The organism is Serratia sp. CY47280 (genome assembly GCF_052168655.1).
Classification (GTDB): domain Bacteria; phylum Pseudomonadota; class Gammaproteobacteria; order Enterobacterales; family Enterobacteriaceae; genus Serratia; species Serratia bockelmannii.
On sequence record NZ_JBJNMG010000006.1, the window covers coordinates 31,192 to 56,779 of the forward strand.

Here is a 25,588-nt window from a genome sequence, read left to right on the forward strand (position 1 = left end):
CCTGATGCGGGCCTTGGGGTAACATGCCCGGCAAAGAGCCTGCTGACTTTGCCGCAGCGCCGGTTGGCGGTTCGACACTGGAGAGATTTTCGCTATGAGCCTGAAAGCCGTCGACGAGAAAGATGACAAGAAAGACAAACCGCTGGGCAGCCAAAGCCTGTTCCGCGGTTTGCAGTTGATTGAGATCCTGAGTAATTTCCCCAACGGATGTCCGCTGGCGCATTTGTCCGAGCTGGCCGGCATGAACAAGAGCACGGTGCACCGCCTGCTGCAAGGGTTGCACACCAGCGGCTATGTGACCCAGGCGCCGTCGCCGGGCAGCTACCGCCTGACCACCAAGTTCATTTCCATCGGCCAGAAGGCGCTATCGTCACTCAACATCATTCACGTGGCCGCGCCGCATTTGGAACAGCTGAATCTGGAAGTGGGCGAGACGGTCAACTTCTCCAGCCGCGAAGACGACCACGTCATCCTGATCTACAAGCTGGAGCCGACCACCGGCATGATGCGCACCCGCGCCTATATCGGCCAGCATATGCCGCTGTACTGTTCGGCGATGGGTAAAATCTTCATGGCTTACGGCAACGACGATTATCCGGCTCACTACTGGCAGACTCACCAGCAAGAGATTCAGACGCTGACGCGCAATACCATTACCGAGCTGCCGAAGATGTATGAGGAACTGGCCGACATTCGCCAGCGCGGCATGGCGATGGATCGCGAGGAAAACGAGCTGGGGGTCTCCTGCGTGGCGGCACCGGTGTTCGATATTCAACAGCGCGTGCCTTATGCGGTGTCGGTTTCTCTGCCGACCGCCAAGCTGCAGCAGATCGGCGTCAAAAGCTTGATTAAACCGGTGCTGGCCACCGCGCAACGCATCTCTCAGGAGCTGGGGTTCGTCACGCCGATTTAAGTATTAGCATCTCTGATACTGGATTAGAAACATCAATTTCACCTAATGATCGCTTCCTCGTATGATGCGCGTGTTGACCGACACGCGCCCTCGTCCGGCGCCTTTTATCATTCGAGGAATCCCCATGTTAGCCGTCTTCCTGCAGGGCTTTGCCCTGAGCGCCGCCATGATCCTGCCGCTGGGCCCGCAGAACGTATTCGTGATGAACCAGGGCATTCGCCGCCAGTATCATTTGATGATTGCCTCGTTGTGCGCGTTGAGCGATATCGTGCTGATCTGCGCCGGGATTTTCGGCGGCAGCGCATTGCTGACCCGCTCGCCGTTGCTGCTGGCGCTGGTCACCTGGGGCGGGGTGGCGTTTCTGCTGTGGTACGGCTGGGGCGCGTTCCGTTCCGCCTTCAGCCCGCAACCTGCGCAGGCCGCGGCGCAGGAGCTGGCGCAGAGCCGCTGGCGCCTCGTGGTCACCATGCTGGCGGTCACCTGGCTGAACCCGCACGTCTATCTGGATACCTTTGTGGTGCTCGGCAGCCTGGGCGGGCAGCTGACGGCGGACGTGCGTTCCTGGTTCGCGCTTGGCGCGGTCAGCGCGTCGGCGGTGTGGTTCTTCGGGTTGGCGCTGCTGGCCTCCTGGCTGGCGCCGTGGCTGAACACGCAGCGGGCGCAGCGCATCATCAACGCGCTGGTCGGGCTGGTGATGTGGGGCATCGCGCTGCAGCTGGCCTGGCAGGGGGCAAATTTATAAGAATTTGTCACTAATCCGAATTCAAAACGCCGCGCGATATGCTACGTTTGATGCCAGGAAACCGGCGGTTCTCACAGGGAAAAGCCGGCGATCAGAGACAGCCTGTCATTAAGGAGACACTGTGAAGCTAAAAGCATTGGCTATGGCCGCAATGGTCGGATTAGGGACGTTACCGATGGCGCTGCAGGCGGCTGAAGTGCCTGAAGGGCCGCACGTCGTCACCTCCGGCACCGCCAGCGTGGACGCCACGCCGGATATCGCCACCCTGGCGATCGAAGTGAGCGTCTCCTCCAAAGACGCCGCCCAGGCGAAGAAGCAGGTAGACGAGCGCGTGGCGCAGTACTTTGATTTCCTGCAGAAAAACAACATCGAGAAGAAAGACATCAGCGCCGCCAACCTGCGCACCCAGCCGGAATACGATTACCTAAAAACCGGTGAGTCGGTGTTGAAGGGCTACCGGGCGGTGCGCCAGGTGCAGGTGACTCTGCGTCAGTTGGACAAGCTGAACGAGCTGCTGGACGGCGCGCTGAAATCCGGCCTGAACGAGATCCGCGCGGTGGAGCTGGGCGTCGCCAAGCCGGACGTGTATCGCGAGCAGGCGCGGCAAAAAGCGATCGAGAACGCGACTCAGCAGGCCGAATCCCTGGCCAAAGGCTTCCACGCCAAGCTGGGGCCGGTGTACAGCATTCGCTACCGGGTCGCCAACTACCAGCCGATGCCGGTGGCGCGGATGTATAAAGCGGCCGGTGCGGCGGCGGAAAGCGACGCGGCGCAAACCTATGAACAGCAAAGCATTCACTTCGACGATCAGGTGGACGTGGTGTTCGAGCTGCAGCGTAACGCCGCGCAGTAAGGTTATCGTATTGAAGAAAAGGTTCGCTGCGGCGAACCTTTTTTCGTTTTAATCCTGACGCAGCACCAGATGACCGTGTTCCAGCAGCGCGTCGGTCACTTTGCGCATCATGCGGCTTTCCGGCGCGAAACGGTGCCAGTACAGCATGCGGCGCTGGTATAGCCCGGGCGTCAGATCGATCAGTTCACCGGATGCCAGCTCCTTTTCGATCTGCAGATGCGGGATCATACAGCAGGTGGTGCCCTGACGCGCCAGCTGCACGAAGGCTTCCGATGAGTTCACGATGTGGCAGGGCACGCTGCCCGGCGACAGATCGAAGTTCTGCTGCAGGAATGCCTGATGCATGTCGTCGAGATGATCGAAGGCCACCGCCGGCGCTTTCAGCAGCGCGGAGCGGGTGACGCCGTTCGGGAAATAGCGCTCGGCGAAGCCGCGGGAGGCCACGAACAGGTAGTCCAGCGCCCCCAGCCGATCCACCAGGCAGCTCGGCAGCGGCTGCGGCTGAATACTCACCGCGCCCACCACCTCACCGCGGCGCAGCCGCTCCTGGGTGCGGGTTTCATCTTCCACCTGCAGATTCAGGCGAATGGGGGAGTCCGCCAGCACTGGCTTCAGCGCCGGCAGCAGCCAGGTTGCCAGACTGTCGGCGTTGACCGCCAGCGACAGCAGCAGCGGCGTATCGACGCCGGTGTCATTGCCGAGCCACTCTTCCTCCAGCAGCTCCACCTGATGCAGTAGCGCCAGCAGCTTTTGCCCTTGTTCGGTCGGGCGCGGCGGCACGGTACGAACCAGCAGCGGTTGGCCGAACAGGTTTTCCAGCTGTTTGATGCGTTGGGATACCGCCGATTGCGTGATACAGAGTTTTTGCGCGGCGCGCTCGAAGCCGCGCTCACGGATCACCGCGTCCAGCGCTTGCAGAGTACGATAGTCTGGGCGTTTCATCGGAAAGATATCCCTTAAATTAGAATGATACCGGCACTATGCCACATTTTGCGTGCGGCGCAGGTGGAAAAATCACGCCCCCAGCTCGCCGCCAAGCGGGTAAAAATGCGGGCTGCGGTAAATAAGTGTGATCCTGCCGGCGTGAAAAATAGCGTTTTACCCTATAATACGCACACGTTTTCGTACAGAGGCAAGGGACATATTATGACGCAGGATGAACTGAAAAAAGCGGTGGGCTGGGCGGCGCTGGAATACGTGACGCCGGGCACCATCGTCGGGGTCGGCACCGGTTCTACCGCCGCCCACTTTATTGACGCGCTGGGCTCCATCAAGCACCAGATCGAAGGCGCGGTGTCCAGCTCAGACGCCTCCACCGCCAAGCTGAAAAGCCTCGGCATCCACGTGTTCGACAGCAACGAAGTGGACTCGCTCGATATCTACGTGGACGGCGCGGACGAAATCAACGGCCATATGCAGATGATCAAGGGCGGCGGCGCGGCGCTGACGCGCGAGAAGATCATCGCCGCCATCGCCAAGAAATTTATCTGCATTGTCGACGCCAGCAAGCAGGTGGACGTGCTGGGCAAGTTCCCGCTGCCGGTGGAAGTGATCCCGATGGCTCGCTCTTACGTGGCGCGCGAGCTGGTGAAACTCGGCGGCCTGCCGGAGTATCGCCAGAACGTGGTGACCGACAACGGCAACGTGATCCTCGATGTGCATAACCTGAGCATCACCGACGCCATCGCGCTGGAGAACAAGATCAACGGCATCGCCGGCGTGGTGACCGTGGGGCTGTTCGCCAACCGCGGCGCGGACGTGGCGCTGGTCGGCACCCCGGAAGGCGTGAAAGTAGTCAAATAAGCCTCTGCCGTCTGTGGCCCGGTAGCGCCGGGCCGCATAATTCTTCGGTTAAAATATCTTTTCTGAAAAACGGCAAATTTGGTGACTTATGTCACATTGTGAAAGCTGACTCCCCAAAGCTTCTGCTGAAAACTTTCCCTATGGCATTTTCTGCCGTAAACCGCCATCAACGCTGCGCCTTGTCCTGCCGGGCAGGCAATCGTTTGTATTGCCGCCCGCGTTATTTTTGTTATGTTGGATGGGAGCTGTGTCGTCACAGCCGCTTCTGAAGTCTGAACATAGGGTCGGGTAAATGGCAAAAGTATCATTGGAGAAAGACAGGATTAAATTCCTGTTGGTGGAAGGGGTTCATCAGAGCACGGTCGATAATTTACGTGCCGCCGGTTATACCAACATCGAATACCACAAAGGTGCGTTAGACACCGAAGCGCTGAAGGCATCCATCCGCGATGCACACTTCGTCGGCATCCGATCGCGTACGCATCTGACCGAAGAGGTGTTCGCCGCCGCAGAAAAACTGGTGGCGGTGGGCTGCTTCTGCATCGGCACCAACCAGGTTGATCTGAAAGCGGCGACCAAACGCGGTATTCCGGTCTTCAACGCCCCCTTCTCCAATACCCGATCCGTGGCCGAAATGGTGCTGGGCGAGCTGCTGTTGATGCTGCGCGGCATTCCGGCCGCCAACGCCAAGGCGCACCGCGGCGTGTGGCACAAATTGGCCGTGGGCTCTTATGAGGCGCGCGGCAAAAAGCTGGGCATCATCGGCTACGGCCATATCGGCACCCAACTGGGCATTCTGGCCGAAGGGCTGGGCATGAAGGTGTTCTTCTACGATATCGAGAACAAACTGCCGTTAGGCAACGCGCAGCAGGTGCGTCATCTGTCCGATCTGCTCAATATGAGCGACGTGGTGACGCTGCACGTGCCGGAAACGCTGGCCACCAAGAACATGATGGGGGCGGAAGAGCTGGCGCTGATGAAGCCGGGCGCGATTCTGATCAACGCCTCGCGCGGCACTGTGGTGGATATTCCCGCGCTGTGCGACGCGCTGGCCTGCAATCACCTGGCGGGCGCGGCGATCGACGTCTTCCCGGAAGAGCCGGCGACCAACAGCGATCCGTTCAACTCGCCGCTGTGCGAGTTCGATAACGTGCTGCTGACGCCGCACATCGGCGGTTCCACGCAGGAAGCGCAGGAGAACATCGGCGACGAAGTGGCCGGCAAGCTGGCGAAATACTCCGACAACGGTTCGACTCTGTCCGCCGTCAACTTCCCAGAAGTGTCGCTGCCGGCGCATGGTCCGAACGCCAGCCGCCTGCTGCACATCCACGAAAACCGTCCGGGCGTGCTGACGCAGATTAACCAGATCTTCGCCGAAGAGGGAGTTAACATCGCCGCGCAGTATCTGCAAACCGGGCCGGAAATCGGCTACGTGGTGATCGACATCGAAGCGGAAACCGCGCGCGCTGACGCCGCGCTGCAGCGTATGAAGGCCATCGACGGCACCATTCGCGCCCGTCTGCTGTTCTGATTCGGCGGCTCGCCGCAACGAAAAAGGCCGGAGCGATCCGGCCTTTTCTATTTGGGCTCGTGCCACGCCCAGCTGCAGAGTGGGGTGAGGATTTCCGGCAGCGGGATATCCCAGTGCTCGGTCGGCAGGTGCTCCACCTGCTGGCAATCATGGGCCAGGCCGATGGGATAGGGGCCGCCGCTGCGCCAGTTTTGCAGGGTGCGATCGTAAAAGCCGCCGCCCATGCCCAGACGCTGTCCGGTATGATCGAATGCCACCAGCGGCGTCAGCACCACCTCCAGTTCACCCAGCGGCAACACCTGGCGCACATCGAGACGCGGCTCGAGAATATCGAAGCGATTGCGCACCAGCGGCGTTTCCGGCGCATAGCGCAGGAACAACAGGTGTCCTGAACTGAACGGATGCAGCACCGGCAGGTAAACCTGTTTGCCGAGCGTCCACAGTTGCTCGATCAGCGGCCCGGTGTCGAGTTCGCCGTCAAACGACAAAAATACCGCGATGTTGTGCGCGGCCTGAATACGTGTGTGCGCGGCGAGGCGTTCGGTTATCTTGTCTGCGGCAAAGCGTTGCTGGCCCGGCGTAAGCTCACGCCGACGTTGGCGAATGAGTTGACGAATGGCTTGGCGCTGCTGCGCGAATTGGGGTTGAAAAGACATCGTATCAGGCTTGCTCAGTGTGGCGTTCAGCACACATAAACCGCTGAGAAGGGGAATCTCCGAGATGCCGTCGCAGGCTGTAACCCTTGAACCCATGGTTCAAGGTGAACGTGCCGTCGCAATCTTAAGGCTTCTCGGCGCACCGAGCGTGCTCACCGATCGCGGAGCAACACATTCTGTTTGTACTAAATATCGGCTCAGGGGACTGGCCCGCTGGCGAACATCTCAGAGAAATTTTGTACTCGTTGCTGAAACTTTGATTTCAACAACTTAAGTTATTCGAATTGTGCATCCTGACGTTCAGAGATGCGACCTTGTTCAAGCAGCGCTTGTTCAATGGTCTGCTGCAGCATCCGTATGCGTTGTTCCATATTGGACGCATAGTCACGGGTTTTCAACCGTTCTTGAGCAAGTTCGTGACAGACGTTCAATGCCGCGATGAAAACCAGTTGCTCAGTATTGGAGACTCTAGTGCGAACTTTAAGATCTTGCAACCGTTGGTTAAGATCGTCCGCCGCCATATTCAACGCATCTTGTTGTTCTGGCGGGCAATTGACTCTTAACGAGCGGCCAAAAATTTGAATATCTACCGGTTGTGCAGACATGCCACCTTCCTGCCTAAATTTCGCGCCAGCCTTGTCCGCCCTGGCCGGGCCGTCAAAGCGGGCGCCACTATATATACCTCGGTACCAAGATACAACCCCTTTTTCAGTACCTGGTTGTAATCTACTGTGGCGCACATTGCCAGTCAAAAAAGGGTTTCAAAATGCGTATTTACCGCACTTTCGTCACCCGCCGGCGCAGTGTGAAACCTGCCACATCGCGATTATAACTAGCCACTGAGGTGTCGCGCTTATCTGGTATAGCGACGGACCTTGGTGGTAGCATAACACGAACTTATCCTGCCAACGATGACGAATGCGCATGTCTATACAGAATACATTTCCAAGTTACCAATCTTTGACCGTGGCCCTCAACCAGCAGTCGGTGGCGCTGACCGCGGCAGAAATGCACGGCCTGATCAGCGGCCTGCTGTGCGGCGGCAGCCGTGACGCCGGCTGGCAGGCGCTGGTGCACGATCTGACCAACGAAGGCGTCGCCTTCCCGCAGGCGCTTAGCCAACCGCTGCAGCAGCTGTATGAAGTGACGCGTGACACGCTGGAAGATGACGAATTCCTGTTCCAACTGATGCTGCCTGAAGGGGAGATCGTTAGCGTGTTCGATCGCGCCGACGCGCTGGGCGGTTGGGTCAACCACTTCCTGCTCGGGCTGGGCATGATGCAGCCGAAGCTGGCTCAGGTGAAAGACGAGGTCGGTGAAGCGATCGACGATCTGCGCAACATCGCGCAGCTGGGCTACGACGAAGACGAAGATCAGGAAGAATTGGAACAGTCGTTGGAAGAAGTGGCGGAGTATGTGCGGGTTGCCGCCATCATGTGCCACGGCGAATTCACCCGTCAAAAACCGACGGCGCCGGAAAATATCAAACCGACGTTGCACTAAACGTTCTATCGCCCCTCCGCCGGCGGTGCGGATGGCATGATTTCAGGAGAAGGTAATGACTCAGCAGGAATTCAACAACCGCCGCCAGGCGCTGTTGGCGAAAATGGCGCCGGCCAGCGCGGCGGTTATTTTCTCTGCGCCGGAAACGACGCGCAGTGCAGATTCAGACTATCCCTATCGGCAGAACAGCGACTTTTGGTACCTGACCGGCTTCAATGAGCCGGAAGCGGTGCTGGTGCTGATTAAAAGCGACGAAACGCACAACCACAGCGTGTTGTTCAACCGGGTGCGCGATCTGACGGCGGAAATCTGGTTTGGCCGCCGCCTGGGGCAAGACGCCGCGCCGGCGAAGCTGGGCGTGGATCGCGCGCTGCCGTTCGATGAAATCAATGACCAGCTGCACCTGCTGCTCAACGGCCTGGACGTGGTCTACCACGCGCAGGGCGAATACGCCTATGCCGATCAGATCCTGTTCGGCGCGCTGGACAAGCTGCGCAAGGGGTTCCGCCAGAGTCTGCAGGCGCCGGCCACCGTTACCGACTGGCGGCCGTGGCTGCATGACATGCGGCTGTTCAAGTCGCCGGAAGAGCTGGCGGTGATGCGCCGCGCCGGTGAGATCAGCGCGTTGGCGCATACCCGCGCGATGGAAAAATGCCGCCCGGGCATGTTCGAATACCAGCTGGAAGCGGAAATTCATCATGAATTCACCCGCCTCGGCGCCCGTTACCCGTCTTACAACACCATCGTCGGCAGCGGCGAAAACGGCTGTATCCTGCACTACACCGAGAACGAGAGCCAGATGCGCGACGGCGATCTGGTGCTGATCGACGCCGGCTGCGAGTACCAGGGGTACGCCGGCGACATCACCCGCACCTTCCCGGTCAACGGCAAGTTCAGCCGGCCGCAGCGCGCGGTGTACGACATTGTGCTGGCGTCGCTGCAGCGCGCTTTGGAACTGTTCAAACCCGGCACCAGTATTCGCGAAGTCAATGACGAAGTGGTGCGCATCATGGTGGTCGGGCTGGTGGAGCTGGGCGTATTGAAAGGTGAAGTCGACTCGCTGATCGCCGAGCAGGCGCACCGTCAGTTCTTCATGCACGGGCTGAGCCACTGGCTGGGTCTCGATGTGCACGACGTTGGCCACTACGGCACGCCGAGCCGCGATCGGCTGCTGGAGCCGGGCATGGTGCTGACCGTGGAGCCGGGGCTGTACATCGCGCCGGATGCGGACGTGCCGGCGGAGTACCGCGGCATCGGCATCCGCATCGAGGACGATATCGTGATCACCGCCGACGGCAATGAAAACCTGACCGCCACCGTGGTGAAAGACGCCGATGCCATCGAGGCCTTGATGGCGGCGGCAAGGTCGTAGCATGAGCGTTATTATCGTTGGCGGCGGTATGGCGGGCGCGACGTTGGCGCTGGCCATTTCGTCGCTCACTCAGGGAAGAATGGCGGTGGATCTGGTCGAGGCGACCCGGCCGGATGACCGCAGCCACCCAGGTTTTGACGCCCGCGCCATCGCATTGGCGCAGGGTACCTGCCAACAGCTGGCGCGCATCGGCGTTTGGCCGGCGCTGCGCGATTGCGCTACGTCGATCACTCAGGTGCACGTCAGCGATCGCGGGCACGCCGGCTTCGTGAATCTGCAGGCGCAAGATTATCAGGTCGATGCGCTCGGCCAGGTGATCGAACTGCACGACGCCGGGCAGCGGCTGTTCGCGCTGCTGGCCAAGGCGCCGGGTGTCACGCTGCACTGCCCGGCGCGGGTGGTGGACGTGATCCGCACCGCAGAGCGGGCGGAAGTGCTGCTGGACAACGGCCAGCGTCTGCGCGGGCAGTTGCTGGTGGCGGCCGACGGTTCGCGCTCTGCGCTGGCGCAGGCCTGCAACGTGCAGTGGCGGCAGGAGGACTATCCGCAGTTCGCCACCATCGCCAACGTCACCACGGCGGAAGATCCGCAGGGGCGCGCCTTTGAGCGCTTTACCCGCTATGGGCCGCTGGCGCTGTTGCCGATGTCGCAGGGGCGCAGTTCACTGGTGTGGTGCCATCCGCGTGAAGATCGCGCCCAGGTGGATGCCTGGGACGACGAGCGCTTTATCGCCGAGCTGCAACAGGCTTTCGGCTGGCGGCTGGGGCGTATCCTCAAGGCCGGTAAACGGCACAGTTATCCACTCGGGCTGCTGACCGCCGATCGCCATGTCAGCCACCGGCTGGCGCTGGTGGGCAACGCGGCGCAAACGCTGCATCCGATCGCCGGGCAGGGGTTCAACCTTGGCCTGCGCGACGTGATGTCGCTGGCGGAAACGCTGGCGGAAGCGGCAGACAGCGGCGAAGACGCCGGCGGTTACGCACTGCTGAGCCGTTATCAGCAGCGGCGGCAAAACGATCAACAGGCGACGATCGGCGTGACCGACGGGTTGATTCATCTGTTCGCCAACCGTTATGGCCCGCTGGTGATTGGGCGCAATCTGGGGCTGATGGCGATGGCGCGTTTGCCGGCGATACGCGATGCCTTCGCCAAGCGTACGCTGGGCTGGGTGGAACGTTAGAGACATGGTCGGGCGCTTTAACGCGCCCAAAGCGCGGCGCGGCAAGGCGTCGCGCGTTATTTAAGGAAATCGAGCAGCATGCAATCATTTGACGTGATTATCGCCGGTGGCGGTATGGTGGGGCTGGCGTTGGCCTGCGGCCTGCAGGGCAGCGGGCTGCGCGTGGCGGTGCTGGAGCAGCGCCAGCCGGAGATGGCGCCGCCGTCGGAACAGCCGGCCCTGCGCGTCTCCGCCATCAATGCCGCCAGCGAGCGTTTGCTGCAGCACATCGGCGTGTGGGACGACATTCTCCAGCTGCGCGCCAGCGCCTACAATGCGATGGAAGTGTGGGATCGCGACAGCTTCGGCAAGATTGCTTTCCGCGGCGACGAGTGCGGCTTCAGCCATCTCGGCCACATCATCGAAAATTCGGTGATCCAGCAGGCGCTGTGGAAACGCGCCGAAAGCCTGTCGGACATCACGCTGATTACCCCGGCCGCGCTCAAGCAGGTAGCATGGGGCGAAAATGACGCCTTCGTCACGCTGGAGGACGGGCGCATGCTGACCGCCCGGTTGGTGATCGGCGCCGACGGCGCCCAGTCGTGGCTGCGTCAGCACGCCGATATTCCGCTCACCTTCTGGGATTACCGTCACCACGCGCTGGTGGCCACCGTTCGCACCGAAGAACCGCATCAGGCGACGGCGCGGCAAATTTTCCACGGCGACGGCATTCTGGCGTTCCTGCCGTTCAGCGATCCGCATTTGAGCTCTATCGTCTGGTCGGTGACGCCGGAAGAAGCCGAACGGCTCAAACGGCTGGAACCGGAGCAATTCAACCGCGAACTGGCGATGACCTTCGACATGCGCCTGGGGGCTTGCAGCCTGGAAAGCGAACGGCTGGCGTTCCCGTTGACCGGCCGCTATGCGCGCAGCTTCGCCGCGCACCGCCTGGCGCTGGTGGGCGATGCGGCGCATACCGTGCATCCGCTTGCCGGGCAGGGCGTGAACCTGGGCTTTATGGATGCCGCCGAGCTGATTTCCGAACTGCGCCGCCTGCAGCGGCAGGGCAAGGATATCGGCCAGCACCTCTATCTGCGCCGCTATGAGCGCCGCCGCAAACATGGCGCGGCGGTGATGCTGGCCAGCATGCAGGGTTTCCGCGAACTGTTTGACGGCAACCACCCGGCCAAAAAGCTGCTGCGCGACGTGGGCCTGCGGCTGGCGGACAGCCTGCCGGGCGTCAAGCCTAAGCTGGTGCGTCAGGCGATGGGCCTGAACGATCTGCCCGAGTGGCTTGCCTGATCCCTTCCTTCTGCGGGCCCGCACCGGGCTCGCGCTTCTCGCCTTATTCCATCGCTTTTCCTTATATAACCCTTCATTTGAAATAATCTAATTTCAGCCGCTTTTTATCATTACTTTTTCTAATTCCATGTTCGGTTATCAAAAGTCGGGATCCCATGCGCGGCCATCTGTTTGTTATATAACTTCGGCGTTTTACCGCTTTAATTGTTAATTTTGTGCCTTAAGGCGCATTTTTCCAGTGAAAAACTCTGCACACTACCCCGGCATTTTACCGCCCGGGAACGGCGATGAGCCTATTTTAACTTATGGTTAATGTGGTCGTTCGGTGATAAGTTCGAGGGAAAGGTATCGTTTGCGTCACGGCGGTTACACGCAGTTTCCGCCCGTCCCGGCGCAGCATTTGTGTTGAGCAGTCAGTGCGCCATGGCGATCGGGCCGCGAGCCAGGCTCCGCCGCATTGCGTGGCAGCACCCTAACTTCTAGCGACGAGTGGAAAGAGGGAAAAGATGGCAAAGCAAACCCCACTGTACGACCAGCACGTAGCGTGCGGTGCGCGCATGGTAGACTTTCACGGCTGGATGATGCCGCTGCACTACGGCTCGCAGCTCGATGAGCACCACGCGGTGCGTCAGGATGCCGGCATGTTCGACGTGTCTCACATGACCATTGTAGATCTGCACGGCGCCCGCACCCGCGAGTTCCTGCGCTACCTGCTGGCGAACGACGTCGCCAAACTGACCCAACCCGGCAAAGCACTGTACACCGGCATGCTGAATGCCTCCGGCGGCGTGATCGACGACCTGATCGTTTATTTCCTCACTGAAGACTATTTCCGCCTGGTGGTGAACTCCGCCACCCGCGACAAAGACCTGGCCTGGATCGAAGAGCACGCCGCGCCGTATGGCGTCGCGCTGGCGGTGCGCGACGATCTGGCGCTGATCGCAGTGCAGGGCCCGCAGGCCAAAGAGCGTGCCGGCACCCTGTTCACCCCGGAACAAAAAAGCGCGGTCGAGGGCATGAAGCCATTCTTCGGCGTGCAGGCCGGCGAGCTGTTCATCGCCACTACCGGTTACACCGGCGAGGCCGGCTATGAGATCGCGCTGCCGAAAGAGCAGGCGGCGGATTTCTGGCAAAAATTGCTGGCCGCGGGTGTCAAGCCGGCCGGTCTGGGCGCGCGCGACACGCTGCGTCTGGAAGCGGGCATGAACCTCTACGGGCAAGAGATGGATGAAGGCGTTTCGCCGCTGGCCGCCAACATGGGCTGGACCATCGCCTGGCAGCCGGAAGATCGCCGTTTCATCGGCCGCGAAGCGCTGGAGCAACAGCGCGAGCAGGGCACCGAGCAACTGGTCGGCTTGATCATGACGGAAAAAGGCGTATTACGTAATGAGCTGCCGGTGCGTTTCACCGACGCGGCGGGGCAAACCCACGAAGGCGTGATCACCAGCGGCTCGTTCTCTCCGACGCTGGGCTTCAGCATCGCGCTGGCGCGCGTGCCGGCAGGCATCGGCGAGCAGGCTATCGTGCAGATCCGCAACCGTGAAATGCCGGTCAAAGTGACCAAGCCCGGTTTCGTTCGCGCCGGCAAGCCGCTGACAAATTGATTTTTTATTGATTGATTCTTTTATTTCTTCGAAGGAGTAACCGGCGATGAGCAATGTGCCAACAGAATTGAAATACGCATCCTCCCACGAGTGGGTTCGTGCAGAAGGTAACGGCGTTTACACCGTAGGCATCACCGAACACGCGCAGGAACTGCTGGGCGATATGGTGTTTGTCGATCTGCCGGAAGTGGGCCGCAGCGTCGCCGCCGGTGAAGATTGCGCCGTGGCGGAATCCGTCAAGGCGGCGTCGGACATTTACGCGCCAATCAGCGGCGAAATCGTGGCGGTGAACGGCGAGCTGGAAAGCTCCCCGGAGCTGGTGAACAGCGAACCTTACGGTGACGGCTTCCTGTTCCAGATTAAAGCCTCCGACGAAGGCGAGCTGGCGAACCTGCTGGACGCCGCGGCTTATCAGGCCTCGATCGACGAGTAATCGTGACCGCGCCCCAGGCCTCTCGGCCGGGGCGTTTTAGTTACCGTTCAAGCTATATCCCGTATCACGCAAGCATTCAGGAATTTGTAGCAATGACTCAGACACTCAGCCAACTCGAACACAGCGAAGCGTTCATCGAACGCCACATCGGCTCTTCTGCGGAACAACGCCAGGAGTTGCTGGCAGCGGTGGGCGCTCGCTCGCTCAGCGCGCTGATCCAACAGATCGTGCCGGCGGATATTCAGCTGCCGGGGCCGCCGCCGGTCGGCGACGCGGCGACCGAACACCAGGCGCTGGCTGAGCTGAAGGCGATCGCCTCGCAAAATCAGCGCTACAAATCCTATATCGGCATGGGCTACAGCGCCGTGCTGACGCCGCCGGTGATCCTGCGCAACATGCTGGAAAACCCGGGCTGGTACACCGCTTATACCCCTTATCAGCCGGAAGTGTCGCAGGGCCGCCTGGAAGCGCTGCTGAACTTCCAGACCGTGACCCTCGATCTGACCGGCCTGGATCTGGCCTCCGCGTCGCTGTTGGATGAAGCGACCGCCGCCGCCGAAGCGATGGCGTTGGCCAAACGCGCCAGCAAGCTGAAAGACGCCAACCGCTTCTTTGTGGCTGACGACGTACATCCGCAGACGCTGGACGTGGTGCGCACCCGCGCCGAAACCTTCGGCTTCGACGTCATCGTCGATAAAGCGGAAAAAGTGCTGGAGCTGGACGGCGTGTTCGGCGTGTTGCTGCAGCAGGTGGGCACCACCGGCGAGCTGCACGACTACAGCGCGCTGCTGGCCGAACTGAAATCGCGCAAAATCATCACCAGCGTGGCCGCCGACATCATGGCCCTGGTGCTGCTGACCGCGCCGGGCAAGCAGGGCGCCGACGTGGTGTTTGGCTCCGCGCAGCGCTTCGGCGTGCCGATGGGCTACGGCGGCCCGCACGCTGCCTTCTTCGCCTGCCGCGACGAGTTCAAGCGTTCGATGCCGGGCCGCATCATCGGCGTTTCCCGCGATGCCGCCGGCAACACCGCGCTGCGTATGGCGATGCAGACCCGCGAGCAGCATATCCGCCGCGAGAAGGCCAACTCGAATATCTGTACCTCGCAGGTGCTGTTGGCCAACATCGCCAGCCTGTACGCGGTGTACCATGGCCCGCAAGGGCTGCAGCGCATCGCCGGGCGTATCCACCGCCTGACCGACATTCTGGCCGCCGGGCTGCAGAAGGCCGGCCTGACGCTGCGTCATAACACCTGGTTCGACACCCTGACCGTTGAAGTGAAAGACAAGGCTGCCGTGCTGGAACGTGCGCTGAGCTTCGGCATCAACCTGCGTACCGACATTCACGGCGCCGTGGGCATCACGCTGGATGAAGCCACCTCGCGTGAAGACGTGCAAACGCTGTTTGCACTGCTGGCCGGCGACAACCACGGCCAGGACATCGACGCGCTGGACGCGGCGGTGAGCAAGAACAGCGCATCGATCCCGGCCGCCATGTTGCGCCAGGACCCGATCCTGACCCACCCGGTATTCAACCGCTATCACAGCGAAACCGAGATGATGCGCTACATGCATCGCTTGGAGCGTAAGGATCTGGCGCTGAACCAGGCAATGATCCCGCTGGGCTCTTGCACCATGAAATTGAACGCTGCGGCGGAAATGATCCCGATCACCTGGCCTGAATTCTCCGAACTGCACCCGTTCTGCCCGCCGGAGCAGGCTGCCGGCTACCAGCAGATGATCGGCCAACTGTCTCAGTGGCTGGTGCAGCTGACCGGCTATGACGCGGTGTGCATGCAGCCGAACTCCGGCGCGCAGGGCGAATACGCCGGCCTGCTGGCGATCCGTCGCTACCACGAAAGCCGCAACGAAGCGGGCCGCCACGTCTGCCTGATCCCGAGCTCGGCGCACGGCACCAACCCGGCCTCCGCCCAAATGGCGGGCATGAGCGTGGTCGTGGTCGCCTGCGACAAGAACGGCAACATCGATCTGCACGATCTGCGCGTCAAGGCGGAGCAGGCAGGTGAAGAACTCTCTTGCATCATGGTGACCTACCCGTCGACCCACGGCGTGTATGAAGAAACCATCCGTGAAGTGTGCCAGATCGTGCATCAGTTCGGCGGTCAGGTATATCTGGACGGCGCCAACATGAACGCCCAGGTGGGCATCACCACGCCAGGCTACATCGGTGCCGACGTTTCGCACCTCAACCTGCATAAAACCTTCTGCATCCCGCACGGCGGCGGCGGCCCGGGCATGGGCCCTATCGGCGTGAAAGCGCACCTGGCGCCGTTCGTACCAGGCCACAGTGTCGTGCAGATCGACGGCGTAACCACCCAGCAGGGCGCGGTCTCCGCGGCGCCGTTCGGCAGCGCCTCCATCCTGCCGATCAGCTGGATGTACATCCGCATGATGGGCGCGGAAGGCCTGAAGCAGGCCAGCCAGATGGCAATCCTGAATGCCAACTACATCGCAACCCGTCTGAAAGACGCGTATCCGATTCTGTATACCGGCCGCGATCACCGCGTGGCGCACGAATGTATCCTCGATATTCGTCCGCTGAAGGAAGAGACCGGCATCAGCGAAATGGATATCGCCAAGCGCCTGATCGACTTCGGCTTCCACGCGCCGACCATGTCGTTCCCGGTAGCGGGCACGCTGATGGTCGAGCCGACCGAGTCGGAAAGCAAAGTGGAGCTGGATCGCTTTATCGATGCGATGCTGGCGATCCGCAGCGAGATCGACCGCGTCGCCAAAGGCGAATGGCCGCTGGAAGACAACCCGCTGGTGAATGCGCCGCACGTGCAGGCGGAGCTGGTCAACGACTGGCAGCACCCGTACAGCCGCGAGCTGGCGGTGTTCCCGGTGGCCGGCGTGCGCGAGAACAAGTACTGGCCGAGCGTTAAGCGTCTGGACGACGTGTACGGCGACCGTAACCTGTTCTGCTCTTGCGTGCCGATGAGCGATTACGAATAACACGTTCGGCAAAGTTTGTGTTTGGGGGACACCGCATCATGCGGTGTCCCTTTTTATTTTATAGCGGCCTATTCTTTCCTGTACGTTCCCACGATTTAAGGAGTCACCATGCAAGCGGCAATCGTAACAGCGCTGGGGCAAGCCCCGGTTTTCGGCACTTTTGAGGAGCCCCAGGCGCAGGCGAATGAAGTGCCGATCGACGTTCTGGCGGCCGGCATCAAACAGCTGGATCGCGCCACCGTCGCCGGCACCCACTATTCCAGCCCGAAGCAATTGCCAATTGTGCCCGGTACCGACGGCGTGGGCCGTACGGCGGACGGAAAACGGGTGTACTTTGCCTCCTTCCGCCGTCCTTACGGTGCGATGGCTGAGCGCAGCGTCGCGTCATGGACGGTGCCGGTACCGGAGGCGGTGGATGACGCCACGGCGGCAGCGCTGATCAATCCGGCCTTCGCCGCCTGGCTGCCGTTGCGCTGGCGAGCGGATCTGCAGCCCGGTGAAACGGTGCTGATCATCGGCGCCACCGGCACCTCAGGCAAACTGGCGGTTGCCGCGGCGCGTCAGGCAGGGGCTGGGCGTATCGTTGCCGCCGGCCGTCGGCTGAGCGTGCTGGAGGCATTGGGCGTGGATGCCACGGTGGATCTGAGCCTGCACGGCGAGGCGCTGACGCAGGCCTTCGCGGCAGCGGCGGGGCCTGGCGGTTATCAGGTGATCGTCGATTACATCTGGGGGCCGGCGACCGAAGCGCTGCTCGCGACGCTCAATAATCACGATCTCTCGTCTTACGCCGGCGGACGCGGCATTCGCCTGGTCAACGTCGGTTCGATGGCCGCGCCGGACATCCGGCTGCCGGCGGCGGTGCTGCGCAGCAACCAGCTGCAGATCCTCGGCAGCGGCACCGGCAACTTCCCGCCGATCCCGGAGATGCAGCGCTACGCGACCGAGATTTTGGCGCTGGCGGCGACCGGAGCGCTCACTATCGAGACGCAGGAGCACGCGTTGGCGGAGATCGCCGAGGTGTGGGATCTGAACAAGAAAAGCGACGTGCGTTCGGTGATGCGCATCGCCCGTTAACCCCGGCCGCTAGCGGCAAGGGCAGACCAGATGAATGTCTTCCGGCTCACGGGCGAACAATTCGGTATCCGGTTGTTCGATGAGCCGGCAACCCTGCGCCAGATAGAAGTCTACGGTGCTTTTGTTGGGAATGGAGGAGACATACAGCCCGGCGGCGCCGTCTTGCGCCGCCTGACGCAGGCAGAGTTGGAACAGCTGCTTGCCTAACCCCTGGCCGCGTTTGTGCGCGCTGACGTAAAAGAACAGCAGCTGGCGCAGATCCCGCTGTGGGCCGCGCGGTTCGGTGTCCAGCGCCGCCGCTGCCACGATCTCCTCGCCTTCGAACAGCGCGAAGAACGCGCCGCCGCGATCGAAGCAGGCTTCGTGGATCGGCGTATAGGTTTCCCGATCGTGCGGATCCCAGCCGCGCACGTCGTAGTAGTCCGGGTAGGCTTGCAGCTTGCCGTCGTGCAGGCGATACAGAGTGTCGATAATTTCGCTGCGGTCGATATCCCATAGCCGGTCGAGTTGCTGCCGTTGCAGCAGAACAGGGGCGATCATGGTCGTTGTTAACTCTCAGTCTGTGGCCGGTAACTTTCCGGCAAATCGATGATGAAGCCGATGCCGCGATCGTCAAGGCCTTCGGTGACGCGCAGCTGCGCGCCGATTTTGTCGGCCAGGTTTCGGGCGATGGCCAAGCCGAGCCCGCTGCCGGTTTGCTGCGTGCCGGGCACGCGGTAAAAGCGCTCAAACAGGCGGGAACGGTGTTCTTCGCTCACCCCCGGGCCGTTGTCGCGCAACGTAATATAGCAGCCGAGCGGCGCCAGCGAGCGGATATTGGCTTCGATACGGCTGCCGGGGGGCGCGTACTTGAGCGCATTGTCCAGCAGGTTGGTGAAGATGGCGATCAGCGCATGGCGATCGGTACTCACCACCACGTCCTCGCTGCCGTCGAGCGAGAGTTCCACATCCTTTTCCAGCGCATAGGGGACGTGCTGCGCGATGCATTTGCCGATCTCTGCGTAGATGTCCACCGCCTCAATTTTCAGTGGAAAATCTTCCGCCTCCAGCTTGGCCAGGTTGATCAGCTGGCGCGACAGCGATGCCGCGCGATCTAGCCCTTGCTGCATGTCGCCGATGATCTCCCGGCGCTCCTGCTGCTCGCCGACCTGGGTCAGCAGGTGCAGCTGTGCCAGCACGGCGGCGATCGGCGTGCGCAGCTCGTGCGCCGCATCGGCCATAAAGCGCTTCTCGCGCTGATTGGCGGCGTCGATGCGCGCCATCAGCTTGTTGACCTCCACCACCACCGGCCGGATTTCCTGATACTGCTCGCTGACGTTGATCGGCGACAGGTTGCCAGGCTGGCGATCGGAGATGGTGCGGGCGATCTGGCGCAGCGGCCGCAGGCTGAAATAGGCGGTGAACAGCAAGGTAACGATGATGGCTGCCAGAATGCCCAGCAGCGGTACGGCGGTGCTCTCCGCCGGGTTGCCGAACAGCGTGGTGCGATCGTTGAACGATTCGCCGACGATCACCCGGTACTGGTGCTTTTCGCTCCAGCTGCCGGCGAGATGCCAGTTGGCACCGGCGTAATTGACGGAGCCGGACAGCACCGAAGGCGGCAGGCGCAGCGGTTCTCCCTGCGTTTGCGAACTGTAAAGCACCCGGCTGTCCCGATCGTAAACCACAAACAGCGGGTGATAGTCGATTTCATCCTGCATGCCGTTATTGATGGAATCAATGTACATGCCTTCAATGGTCTTGATGATGCCGCGGTAATCGATATTGTCAGTGCCGGTTTCGTCGAGAATATTGGCGATGCCTGCAGCGACGATGCGTTGCTGGTTATCGAAATATTTCTCCATGTCGGGGTAATACCAATATTTCACCCAGGCGACGAGGATCCCCCACAATAATAAAATGGCCAGCACCTGAAAAATAATGGTACGCATAAAGAAGGATTTGAAACCGATCATTCCGCTACTCTTTCTTCAGCAAATAGCCAATGCCGCGTACGGTAATCACTCTTTCTTTACCGATTTTGCGCCGTAAATTATGCATGTGCACTTCCAGCGAGTTACTTTCCACGCTGTCGCCGTGGCCGAACAGCCGCTGTTCCAACACCGCTTTGCGCACCACGGTGCCGGCGCAGCGCATCAGTTCGTGCAGCAGGTGATACTCTTTTTTCGACAGCATCAGCAGTTCGTTATCCAGCATGACCTGATGGTTGACCGGATCGAGATACAGCGCGCCGAGGCTCCAGGTTTGAGAAGCGAAGCCCGCCATGCGCCGGTTAACCGCTTTGACGCGCGAGATGAGTTCGGGCAGCGCAAAGGGTTTGGCCAGAAAGTCGTCCGCGCCGGAGTCGAGGCTGTTCACCAAGCTTTCAATGCGGTCGCGAGCGGTCAGGATGATGATCGGAATATTTTGCCCGGCGGCGCGCCAGGCGATCAGCTTCTGCAAACCGTCGCCGTCCGGCAGCGTGAGATCCAACAGCATCAAATCGAACCCGCCGGGTGAAAGTTTATTTTCCGCGTCGGTGAGCAGGCGCACCCAGCACAAATTAAAGCCGGCCAGCTCCAATGCGCGGCACAGCGCCTTGCCTAATTGCAGGTCGTCTTCCACCAACAGTATGTTCACGTTATTTCCGCTGAGAGCCTTGAGTCGCGCTTATCTAACTATAACGCTGACGGGAAGACAACGGGGAAAACCGCTCTGCCTGCGCGTTCTTAAGCAAACCTTAATCTGGCTTTAATCTCGCGTTAAGGGAGCGGGGGGGAATTTCAGTTATTTTGCTGCCATTCGAAATTATGGCTGGGGGAGCAAAACATGCAGACTGAAGGTTTCCCGAACGCGGGCGCCTCGCGGCGGCTGATGTATGTAGGCGTGGCGACGCTGCTCGTTTTGTTGCTGTTGTCTTTTCGCGGCGATGCGCAGAGCCATAGCCACGGCGGCCATCATGCTTCCGCTTTGCAGCGGGTGCATCAGGCGGCGGCGACGGATGCTTACGGCTGCGCCAAGTCGCGCATTAAAAAGCAGCTGCGCCGCCTGGCTCAGCTTTGAAGCGGTTTTTAGGGAGCCGTTCTATACTCTGACGGGCATACGGGGCGCCTGCGCGCAGGCCGCTGTGTTGATATCGCTAACCAGAGAAAAAACAGTATGACGAAAGTGGCATTGGTGACCGGCGCAAGCCGGGGGATTGGCCGCGCGACCGCCTTGCTGCTGGCCCGGCAGGGCTATGCGGTGGGTGTGAATTACCTGCGTGACGAAAATGCGGCGCGCCAGGTGGTGGCGGAGATCGAGGCGCAGGGCGGTAAGGCGCTGGCGCTGCAGGCCGATGTGGCCGATGAAGCGCAGGTGATGGCGATGTTCAGGGCGCTGGATGCCGGGCTGGGCACGCTCAGCGCGCTGGTCAACAACGCCGGCATTCTGTTCCAGCAGGCGAACATTGAACAGTTGACCGCCGAGCGCATCAATCAGGTGCTCGGCACCAACGTCACCGGTTACTTCCTGTGTTGCCGCGAGGCGGTGAAACGCATGGCGCAGCGTCATGGCGGGCAGGGCGGCGCTATCGTCAATGTGTCTTCCGCGGCGTCCCGGTTGGGGGCCGCGGGGGAATACGTCGATTACGCCGCCTCGAAAGGCGCCGTCGATACCCTGACCATCGGGTTATCGCGCGAGGTGGCGGCGCAGGGCATCCGCGTCAACGGCGTACGGCCCGGATTCATCTATACCGAGATGCACGCCAGCGGCGGCGAGCCCGGCCGGGTGGATCGCGTGAAGGACAGTTTACCGATGCAGCGCGGCGGGCAGCCGCAGGAAGTGGCGGAGGCGATAGCTTGGCTGCTGTCTGACGCTGCGTCTTACGTGACCGGTACTTTTATCGAGGCAGCAGGCGGGCGTTGAATGCATGAGGGGGTTTTGACATCCCGTCGTGCGGAGTGTATTTTGATTAAATAACAATCAAAATGTAGTTACAAAAATGTATTTTTATTTTGAATGGAATCAGGATAAAAATCACAGCAACCAGCGTAAACACCGTGTCAGTTTTGAGATAGCGCAACGGGTTTTTCTGGATCCCAACCATTTGGCTGTGCTGGAAAGGATCGAGGATGGAGAAGAACGTTGGCAAACGATCGGTATGGTCGGATCCTGTTTGCTGTTGCTGGTGGCACATACGACGATCGAAACGGATGTCGAAGGCGATACCGTCGAGATCGTGCGTATCATTTCAGCACGCAAGGCCGATGCCAAAGAGAGGGGAAGATATGAAGCGCAAAAATTCCGCCAAAAATCTGGCCCATAGCGTACTCCCGCCGTTGACGGAGGAGCAGAAAGCGCAAATTGCTTCACTGAATGCGTTGCCGGACGAGGACATCGATTATGCCGATGCGCCGGCGCTGGGGGAAGAAACGTGGCAGACTGCGGTTCAGGGGCGTTTTTATAAGCCGATGAAAGTATCAAAAACCATCCGAATCGATGCGGATGTGTTGGCTTGGCTTCAGCGGCCAGGCAAAGGCTATCAGAAACGCCTGAACGCCGTGTTGCGTGAGGCGATGTTGAAAGAGCATGAGCACGAAGAATAATGTGTGTCAGGCGGCTAACGATCCGGTGAGATTCTCACCGGATTTTTTTGCTGTTTTTTAAGGCAACGCCTACCAACGTCGGCCACCTCTCGATGGAGCTCGATCAAAACTATAAAAACGGTCATTCCGCGGAGCGTGAAATGTGACCGTTTACCGTTTATCTCCTGCTCATCGGCAGAACAGGGTCATCATAACTATTCCCGGTAATATCCTGCGCCGCGGGGTTACCCGTCGTGCAGCAGCGCAGTGCGGAATGACAGGATATGCGCCTGCGCGGCCTCGGCGGCGGCGGCGCTGTCTTGTGCGGCCAGCGCGGCGATAATTGCCCGGTGTTCGTCGATCACTTCGCGCATATGCCCTTCCCGCGACAGGGTGCTGGCCCAAAAACGCTGCGCCCTGGCGTGCAGTACACTCAGGATATCCGCCAGCATGTTATTGCCGGCGATCTGCGCCAGTTCCTGGTGAAACTCATGATCGAGTGTCATCATGCGCACCCTATCTCGCTCCTGGCTCGCGGCTTCGATTTGCCGATTGAGTTCGGTCAGCGTTGCTATCTGCCTCTCGGTAATCTTCTGGCTTGCCAGCCGCATACACAGCATCTCGTTAGCCAGCCTTACTTCGATCAATTCCAACGCATCGTCCATCGACAACGGTGAAACCATCACGCCCTTGCGCGGGATGACCTGCAATAACCCCTCGTTGGCCAAGCGGTGGATTGCCTGATTGATCGGCGTTCTCCCCATATCCAGGTCGTTCATCACCTGCGCGGTATTGAGATATTCGCCCGGCTTGTAGCTGAGTGTGACCAGCGCCTGTTTGAAACGCCGGTAGGCCAGCTCGTTCAGTGACACGCCGGCTTCTTCCGTCATCGGGCGCTGCGGGCTTTCTGCGTCAACAGTCTTCACGTTTTGCTCCTGCAAGAAGAAAGTTTTTAGACATAGTACACAAAAACATGGCATGGAAATCGCTTATTTGGTAACTAAAGATATAGTGAAATTTCACAGTGTTTTAACAAAAGGGGCGAAACTGCCATGAGACTGACCTTCACTTTACCTGAATCCTGCGGCGCGGCGACGTTGAATGTTGAGATTGATCATCTGGTGATCGCCGGTTGGACCGGACGCGATCGCGAGGCGATCTTGCACCATATTCGTGAATTGGCCGAGCTGGGCGTGCCCCAGCCCAGTGCAATCCCCCTGTTTTACCGCGTTGCCGCCAATCAGTTGAGCCAGCAAGAGACCATTGAAGTCATTGGCAACGCGACGTCCGGCGAAGTGGAACCGCTGATTTTTGCCCACCGCGGCGAACTGTTCGTGTCATTGGCGTCCGATCACACCGATCGTCAACTCGAAGCGCACAGCGTGGCGCTGTCGAAACAGATTTGCGTTAAACCGGTGGCGCGAGCCGCCTGGCCGCTCCAGGAGGTGTTGGAACATTGGGACAGTTTGATCTTGCGTTCGTGGATCAGGGAAGAGGGCGAATGGCGATTGTATCAACAGGGCTGCCTTGCCGCGTTGCGTACGCCCGGTGATTTGCTGGAACGTTACTTCACCGGTATGCAGCCGCCGGAGTGCGGGCTGGCGCAGCCGCAAACGCCCGACGGGTTGGCGATGACTTGCGGCACGGTGGCGGCGATCGGCGGCATTCGACCGGCTGGCGAGTTTCGCATGGAACTGGTGGACGACGTGCTCGGGCGAACCATCAGTCATCGCTACCGCAGCATCGAACTGCCGGTGGTGGCGTAATGAAAAAGCTGACTTTGATGCAGGCCACCGCCGGGCTTGCTAGCGGTGAGTTCACCGCAGTGCAACTCACCACCGCCGCTTTGGCGCAGATCGTCGATGAGCGGGGAGAGGGGGGGCGCGCGTTTACGCGAACATACACCGAGTGGGCGCAACGGCAAGCGCAGGCCTCCGATCGGCGACGCGCCGCCGGCTCGCCTCTGTCGGCGCTGGATGGCGTGCCGATCTCGGTCAAGGATCTGTTTGACGTGGCCGGTGAGGTGACCACGGCCGGTTCGCGCGTATTAGCGGACGCGCCAGCCGCTGAAAAACACGCTGCGGTAGTGGAACGGCTGTTGCAAGCCGGCGCGGTGGTGGTTGGCAAAACGACGATGACGGAGTTCGCCTATTCCGGTCTGGGCATCAATCCGCATTACGGGACGCCGGCCAATCCTTGGGAGCGCCAGGCGGCGCGCATTCCCGGCGGCTCCTCTTCCGGTGCGGCGGTGGCGGTGGCCGACGGCATGTGCCTGGGCGCGATTGGCAGCGATACCGGCGGGTCGGTACGCATTCCCGCCGCGCTGTGCGGGTTGACCGGTTATAAACCCACTGCACGGCGCATCAATGACGCTGGCTTACTGCCGCTGTCGCCTTCGCTGGATTCGATCGGCGTGATCGCTCATGACGTCGCCAGCTGTATTGCGCTGGATGCACTGATTGCCGGCTGTCCGCTGCGGGTGCCGCAAAAAACGTTGGCGCAGGCGCATTTTGCCGTGCCGCAAGCGGTGGTGCTGGATGAACTGCAGCCGGAAGTTGCCGGGGCGTTCCAGCGCAGCCTGCAATGCCTGAGTCAGGCAGGCGCACGTATTGAATTGATCCCCGCCACGGCGTTCGCCGAGCTGGCGGCGATCAATGCCGATGGCGGTTTCACCGCGCTGGAGTCCTGGCGCTGGCATCAAGCGTTGATCGCTGAACGGGCCGATGGCTATGACCCAAGGGTGCTGTCGCGCATTCGCCGCGGTGCATCCTTGGGCGATGCTGAGCTGCAGCTGTTGCAGCGACAACGTGCCGACTGGCAGCGGCGAGTTACGGCGGCGCTGCAGAGTTTTGACGCTTTGCTGATGCCGACCGTGCCGCTGATTGCGCCAACTATCGGCGAGCTGGCGGCGGATGATGCCTACTTCCGTTGCAACGGACTGATGCTGCGCAATCCCGCGATCATCAATTTCCTCGACGGTTGCGCGTTGTCCTTGCCTTGCCAACAGCCAGGAGAGGCGCCGGTCGGACTGATGCTGGCTGGGTTGCCGATGCGTGATGAGGTGTTGTTGGGGTGGGCGCTGGCGATCGAACGCTGCCTCGCCGACGCGTGATTTTCCGGTGGGCGC

Annotated in this window: 26 protein-coding genes and 1 other RNA gene; 19 read left to right on the plus strand and 8 right to left on the minus strand. The window is 60.7% G+C overall.

All coding sequences use genetic code 11. From position 1 onward, the window contains the following. Nucleotides 1-94 precede the first annotated feature (94 nt). The 3 genes from ACJ8J4_RS19935 to ACJ8J4_RS19945 all read left to right on the plus strand — a co-directional run bounded on the left by ACJ8J4_RS19935 (nucleotide 95) and on the right by ACJ8J4_RS19945 (nucleotide 2,508). On the plus strand, nucleotides 95-913 hold the full coding sequence (locus ACJ8J4_RS19935) for an IclR family transcriptional regulator (RefSeq protein ID WP_025304160.1): 819 nt from the start codon (nucleotides 95-97) through the stop codon (nucleotides 911-913). A 124-nt stretch (nucleotides 914-1,037) separates the two neighbouring features. Then, the gene (gene argO / locus ACJ8J4_RS19940; RefSeq protein WP_025304159.1) at nucleotides 1,038-1,655 is read left to right on the plus strand and encodes an arginine exporter ArgO; all 618 of its coding nucleotides are present in this window, start codon (nucleotides 1,038-1,040) and stop codon (nucleotides 1,653-1,655) included. A gap of 121 nt (nucleotides 1,656-1,776) precedes the next feature. Further along, the gene (locus ACJ8J4_RS19945) at nucleotides 1,777-2,508 is read left to right on the plus strand and encodes an oxidative stress defense protein (RefSeq protein WP_025160209.1); all 732 of its coding nucleotides are present in this window, start codon (nucleotides 1,777-1,779) and stop codon (nucleotides 2,506-2,508) included. Between the two features lie 48 nt (nucleotides 2,509-2,556). Here the strand turns inward: ACJ8J4_RS19945 and ACJ8J4_RS19950 are convergent, their stop codons facing one another. Further along, nucleotides 2,557-3,450, minus strand: coding sequence for a LysR family transcriptional regulator ArgP (locus ACJ8J4_RS19950; RefSeq protein ID WP_025304158.1), 894 nt, complete (start codon nucleotides 3,448-3,450; stop codon nucleotides 2,557-2,559). 204 nt (nucleotides 3,451-3,654) lie between these two features. Between ACJ8J4_RS19950 and rpiA the strand changes: the two genes are divergently transcribed. Both rpiA and serA read left to right on the plus strand, forming a co-directional pair. Continuing rightward, nucleotides 3,655-4,311, plus strand: a complete 657-nt coding sequence (rpiA, locus tag ACJ8J4_RS19955; protein WP_025304157.1) for a ribose-5-phosphate isomerase RpiA — start codon at nucleotides 3,655-3,657, stop codon at nucleotides 4,309-4,311. Nucleotides 4,312-4,603: 292 nt separating this feature from the next. Then, entirely contained in the window at nucleotides 4,604-5,842 is a 1,239-nt protein-coding gene (gene serA, locus ACJ8J4_RS19960; protein WP_197836363.1) for a phosphoglycerate dehydrogenase, read from the plus strand. Nucleotides 5,843-5,889: 47 nt separating this feature from the next. Here serA and ACJ8J4_RS19965 read toward each other — a convergent pair whose 3' ends face one another. The 3 genes from ACJ8J4_RS19965 to zapA all read right to left on the minus strand — a co-directional run bounded on the left by ACJ8J4_RS19965 (nucleotide 5,890) and on the right by zapA (nucleotide 7,103). Continuing rightward, nucleotides 5,890-6,498: a 5-formyltetrahydrofolate cyclo-ligase gene (locus ACJ8J4_RS19965; RefSeq protein WP_169540601.1), complete on the minus strand. Its 609-nt coding sequence runs from the start codon at nucleotides 6,496-6,498 to the stop codon at nucleotides 5,890-5,892. Nucleotides 6,499-6,550: 52 nt separating this feature from the next. Next, nucleotides 6,551-6,733: non-coding RNA, 6S RNA (ssrS, locus tag ACJ8J4_RS19970), on the minus strand. A 40-nt stretch (nucleotides 6,734-6,773) separates the two neighbouring features. Further along, nucleotides 6,774-7,103, minus strand: a complete 330-nt coding sequence (zapA, locus tag ACJ8J4_RS19975; RefSeq protein WP_004931621.1) for a cell division protein ZapA — start codon at nucleotides 7,101-7,103, stop codon at nucleotides 6,774-6,776. A 319-nt stretch (nucleotides 7,104-7,422) separates the two neighbouring features. Here zapA and ACJ8J4_RS19980 point away from each other — a divergent pair, with 319 nt between their 5' ends. The 8 genes from ACJ8J4_RS19980 to ACJ8J4_RS20015 all read left to right on the plus strand — a co-directional run bounded on the left by ACJ8J4_RS19980 (nucleotide 7,423) and on the right by ACJ8J4_RS20015 (nucleotide 17,917). Next, complete coding sequence (locus ACJ8J4_RS19980; protein WP_025304154.1) at nucleotides 7,423-8,001, plus strand: YecA/YgfB family protein; 579 nt, start codon at nucleotides 7,423-7,425, stop codon at nucleotides 7,999-8,001. Between the two features lie 55 nt (nucleotides 8,002-8,056). Next, nucleotides 8,057-9,373, plus strand: a complete 1,317-nt coding sequence (gene pepP, locus ACJ8J4_RS19985; RefSeq protein ID WP_025304153.1) for a Xaa-Pro aminopeptidase — start codon at nucleotides 8,057-8,059, stop codon at nucleotides 9,371-9,373. 1 nt (nucleotide 9,374) lies between these two features. Then, nucleotides 9,375-10,553, plus strand: coding sequence for a 2-octaprenyl-6-methoxyphenyl hydroxylase (gene ubiH, locus ACJ8J4_RS19990; RefSeq protein WP_197836360.1), 1,179 nt, complete (start codon nucleotides 9,375-9,377; stop codon nucleotides 10,551-10,553). Between the two features lie 78 nt (nucleotides 10,554-10,631). Next, entirely contained in the window at nucleotides 10,632-11,834 is a 1,203-nt protein-coding gene (gene ubiI / locus ACJ8J4_RS19995; RefSeq protein ID WP_025304151.1) for an FAD-dependent 2-octaprenylphenol hydroxylase, read from the plus strand. Nucleotides 11,835-12,340: 506 nt separating this feature from the next. Continuing rightward, nucleotides 12,341-13,438, plus strand: coding sequence for a glycine cleavage system aminomethyltransferase GcvT (gcvT, locus tag ACJ8J4_RS20000; protein WP_264383744.1), 1,098 nt, complete (start codon nucleotides 12,341-12,343; stop codon nucleotides 13,436-13,438). A gap of 46 nt (nucleotides 13,439-13,484) precedes the next feature. Further along, nucleotides 13,485-13,871 (plus strand): glycine cleavage system protein GcvH, encoded by a 387-nt coding sequence (gene gcvH / locus ACJ8J4_RS20005; RefSeq protein WP_025304150.1) that lies wholly within the window; start codon nucleotides 13,485-13,487, stop codon nucleotides 13,869-13,871. Nucleotides 13,872-13,963: 92 nt separating this feature from the next. After that, nucleotides 13,964-16,843 carry an aminomethyl-transferring glycine dehydrogenase gene (gene gcvP, locus ACJ8J4_RS20010; protein WP_043142647.1) on the plus strand — a complete coding sequence of 960 codons (2,880 nt, stop codon included), beginning with the start codon at nucleotides 13,964-13,966 and terminating at the stop codon, nucleotides 16,841-16,843. Between the two features lie 108 nt (nucleotides 16,844-16,951). Then, nucleotides 16,952-17,917 carry a quinone oxidoreductase family protein gene (locus ACJ8J4_RS20015; protein ID WP_043142642.1) on the plus strand — a complete coding sequence of 322 codons (966 nt, stop codon included), beginning with the start codon at nucleotides 16,952-16,954 and terminating at the stop codon, nucleotides 17,915-17,917. A 9-nt stretch (nucleotides 17,918-17,926) separates the two neighbouring features. Here the strand turns inward: ACJ8J4_RS20015 and ACJ8J4_RS20020 are convergent, their stop codons facing one another. The 3 genes from ACJ8J4_RS20020 to ACJ8J4_RS20030 are packed head-to-tail and all read right to left on the minus strand — an operon-like array spanning nucleotide 17,927 to nucleotide 20,536. Beyond that, nucleotides 17,927-18,454, minus strand: a complete 528-nt coding sequence (locus tag ACJ8J4_RS20020; RefSeq protein WP_244590490.1) for a GNAT family N-acetyltransferase — start codon at nucleotides 18,452-18,454, stop codon at nucleotides 17,927-17,929. 11 nt (nucleotides 18,455-18,465) lie between these two features. Then, nucleotides 18,466-19,872, minus strand: a complete 1,407-nt coding sequence (locus ACJ8J4_RS20025) for an ATP-binding protein (protein WP_043142639.1) — start codon at nucleotides 19,870-19,872, stop codon at nucleotides 18,466-18,468. 4 nt (nucleotides 19,873-19,876) lie between these two features. After that, nucleotides 19,877-20,536 carry a response regulator gene (locus ACJ8J4_RS20030; protein WP_025304145.1) on the minus strand — a complete coding sequence of 220 codons (660 nt, stop codon included), beginning with the start codon at nucleotides 20,534-20,536 and terminating at the stop codon, nucleotides 19,877-19,879. Between the two features lie 189 nt (nucleotides 20,537-20,725). Here ACJ8J4_RS20030 and ACJ8J4_RS20035 point away from each other — a divergent pair, with 189 nt between their 5' ends. From ACJ8J4_RS20035 to ACJ8J4_RS20050, 4 genes are all read left to right on the plus strand, one after another. After that, the gene (locus ACJ8J4_RS20035) at nucleotides 20,726-20,959 is read left to right on the plus strand and encodes a hypothetical protein (protein WP_025304144.1); all 234 of its coding nucleotides are present in this window, start codon (nucleotides 20,726-20,728) and stop codon (nucleotides 20,957-20,959) included. 96 nt (nucleotides 20,960-21,055) lie between these two features. Continuing rightward, nucleotides 21,056-21,802, plus strand: coding sequence for an SDR family oxidoreductase (locus ACJ8J4_RS20040; protein WP_025304143.1), 747 nt, complete (start codon nucleotides 21,056-21,058; stop codon nucleotides 21,800-21,802). 76 nt (nucleotides 21,803-21,878) lie between these two features. After that, on the plus strand, nucleotides 21,879-22,202 hold the full coding sequence (locus ACJ8J4_RS20045) for a BrnT family toxin (RefSeq protein WP_071883578.1): 324 nt from the start codon (nucleotides 21,879-21,881) through the stop codon (nucleotides 22,200-22,202). Continuing rightward, nucleotides 22,165-22,482 (plus strand): BrnA antitoxin family protein, encoded by a 318-nt coding sequence (locus tag ACJ8J4_RS20050; protein ID WP_033639455.1) that lies wholly within the window; start codon nucleotides 22,165-22,167, stop codon nucleotides 22,480-22,482. Before ACJ8J4_RS20045 ends, ACJ8J4_RS20050 begins: the two co-directional genes overlap by 38 nt. 224 nt (nucleotides 22,483-22,706) lie before the next feature. On the opposite strand, the gene ACJ8J4_RS20055 is transcribed toward ACJ8J4_RS20050, so the two are convergent. Further along, nucleotides 22,707-23,351 (minus strand): GntR family transcriptional regulator, encoded by a 645-nt coding sequence (locus tag ACJ8J4_RS20055; RefSeq protein WP_169540627.1) that lies wholly within the window; start codon nucleotides 23,349-23,351, stop codon nucleotides 22,707-22,709. Between the two features lie 162 nt (nucleotides 23,352-23,513). On the opposite strand from ACJ8J4_RS20055, the gene ACJ8J4_RS20060 reads away from it, so the two are divergent. Continuing rightward, a complete protein-coding gene (locus ACJ8J4_RS20060) occupies nucleotides 23,514-24,227 on the plus strand; it encodes a DUF2848 domain-containing protein (protein ID WP_025304139.1) in 714 nt (237 codons plus the stop codon). Beyond that, a complete protein-coding gene (locus ACJ8J4_RS20065) occupies nucleotides 24,227-25,573 on the plus strand; it encodes an amidase (protein WP_197770960.1) in 1,347 nt (448 codons plus the stop codon). The genes ACJ8J4_RS20060 and ACJ8J4_RS20065 overlap by 1 nt, the downstream gene beginning before the upstream one ends. Nucleotides 25,574-25,588 lie beyond the last annotated feature (15 nt).

Excerpts from the sequence above, each read along its gene's own strand:
- ACJ8J4_RS20060 (WP_025304139.1), top strand. The coding sequence starts at position 23,514 with ATGAGACTGACCTTCACTTTACCTGAATCCTGCGGCGCGGCGACGTTG.
- ACJ8J4_RS20025 (WP_043142639.1), bottom strand. The coding sequence starts at position 19,872 with ATGATCGGTTTCAAATCCTTCTTTATGCGTACCATTATTTTTCAGGTG.
- gcvT (WP_264383744.1), top strand. The coding sequence starts at position 12,341 with ATGGCAAAGCAAACCCCACTGTACGACCAGCACGTAGCGTGCGGTGCG.
- ACJ8J4_RS20050 (WP_033639455.1), top strand. The coding sequence starts at position 22,165 with ATGAAGCGCAAAAATTCCGCCAAAAATCTGGCCCATAGCGTACTCCCG.
- ACJ8J4_RS20015 (WP_043142642.1), top strand. The coding sequence starts at position 16,952 with ATGCAAGCGGCAATCGTAACAGCGCTGGGGCAAGCCCCGGTTTTCGGC.
- ACJ8J4_RS19965 (WP_169540601.1), bottom strand. The coding sequence starts at position 6,498 with ATGTCTTTTCAACCCCAATTCGCGCAGCAGCGCCAAGCCATTCGTCAA.
- ACJ8J4_RS20055 (WP_169540627.1), bottom strand. The coding sequence starts at position 23,351 with ATGACGGAAGAAGCCGGCGTGTCACTGAACGAGCTGGCCTACCGGCGT.
- pepP (WP_025304153.1), top strand. The coding sequence starts at position 8,057 with ATGACTCAGCAGGAATTCAACAACCGCCGCCAGGCGCTGTTGGCGAAA.
- ACJ8J4_RS19950 (WP_025304158.1), bottom strand. The coding sequence starts at position 3,450 with ATGAAACGCCCAGACTATCGTACTCTGCAAGCGCTGGACGCGGTGATC.
- ACJ8J4_RS20035 (WP_025304144.1), top strand. The coding sequence starts at position 20,726 with ATGCAGACTGAAGGTTTCCCGAACGCGGGCGCCTCGCGGCGGCTGATG.
- rpiA (WP_025304157.1), top strand. The coding sequence starts at position 3,655 with ATGACGCAGGATGAACTGAAAAAAGCGGTGGGCTGGGCGGCGCTGGAA.
- ubiI (WP_025304151.1), top strand. The coding sequence starts at position 10,632 with ATGCAATCATTTGACGTGATTATCGCCGGTGGCGGTATGGTGGGGCTG.
- argO (WP_025304159.1), top strand. The coding sequence starts at position 1,038 with ATGTTAGCCGTCTTCCTGCAGGGCTTTGCCCTGAGCGCCGCCATGATC.
- ACJ8J4_RS19980 (WP_025304154.1), top strand. The coding sequence starts at position 7,423 with ATGTCTATACAGAATACATTTCCAAGTTACCAATCTTTGACCGTGGCC.
- zapA (WP_004931621.1), bottom strand. The coding sequence starts at position 7,103 with ATGTCTGCACAACCGGTAGATATTCAAATTTTTGGCCGCTCGTTAAGA.
- gcvH (WP_025304150.1), top strand. The coding sequence starts at position 13,485 with ATGAGCAATGTGCCAACAGAATTGAAATACGCATCCTCCCACGAGTGG.
- ACJ8J4_RS20045 (WP_071883578.1), top strand. The coding sequence starts at position 21,879 with ATGTATTTTTATTTTGAATGGAATCAGGATAAAAATCACAGCAACCAG.
- gcvP (WP_043142647.1), top strand. The coding sequence starts at position 13,964 with ATGACTCAGACACTCAGCCAACTCGAACACAGCGAAGCGTTCATCGAA.
- ACJ8J4_RS20065 (WP_197770960.1), top strand. The coding sequence starts at position 24,227 with ATGAAAAAGCTGACTTTGATGCAGGCCACCGCCGGGCTTGCTAGCGGT.
- ACJ8J4_RS20040 (WP_025304143.1), top strand. The coding sequence starts at position 21,056 with ATGACGAAAGTGGCATTGGTGACCGGCGCAAGCCGGGGGATTGGCCGC.
- ubiH (WP_197836360.1), top strand. The coding sequence starts at position 9,375 with ATGAGCGTTATTATCGTTGGCGGCGGTATGGCGGGCGCGACGTTGGCG.
- ACJ8J4_RS19935 (WP_025304160.1), top strand. The coding sequence starts at position 95 with ATGAGCCTGAAAGCCGTCGACGAGAAAGATGACAAGAAAGACAAACCG.
- serA (WP_197836363.1), top strand. The coding sequence starts at position 4,604 with ATGGCAAAAGTATCATTGGAGAAAGACAGGATTAAATTCCTGTTGGTG.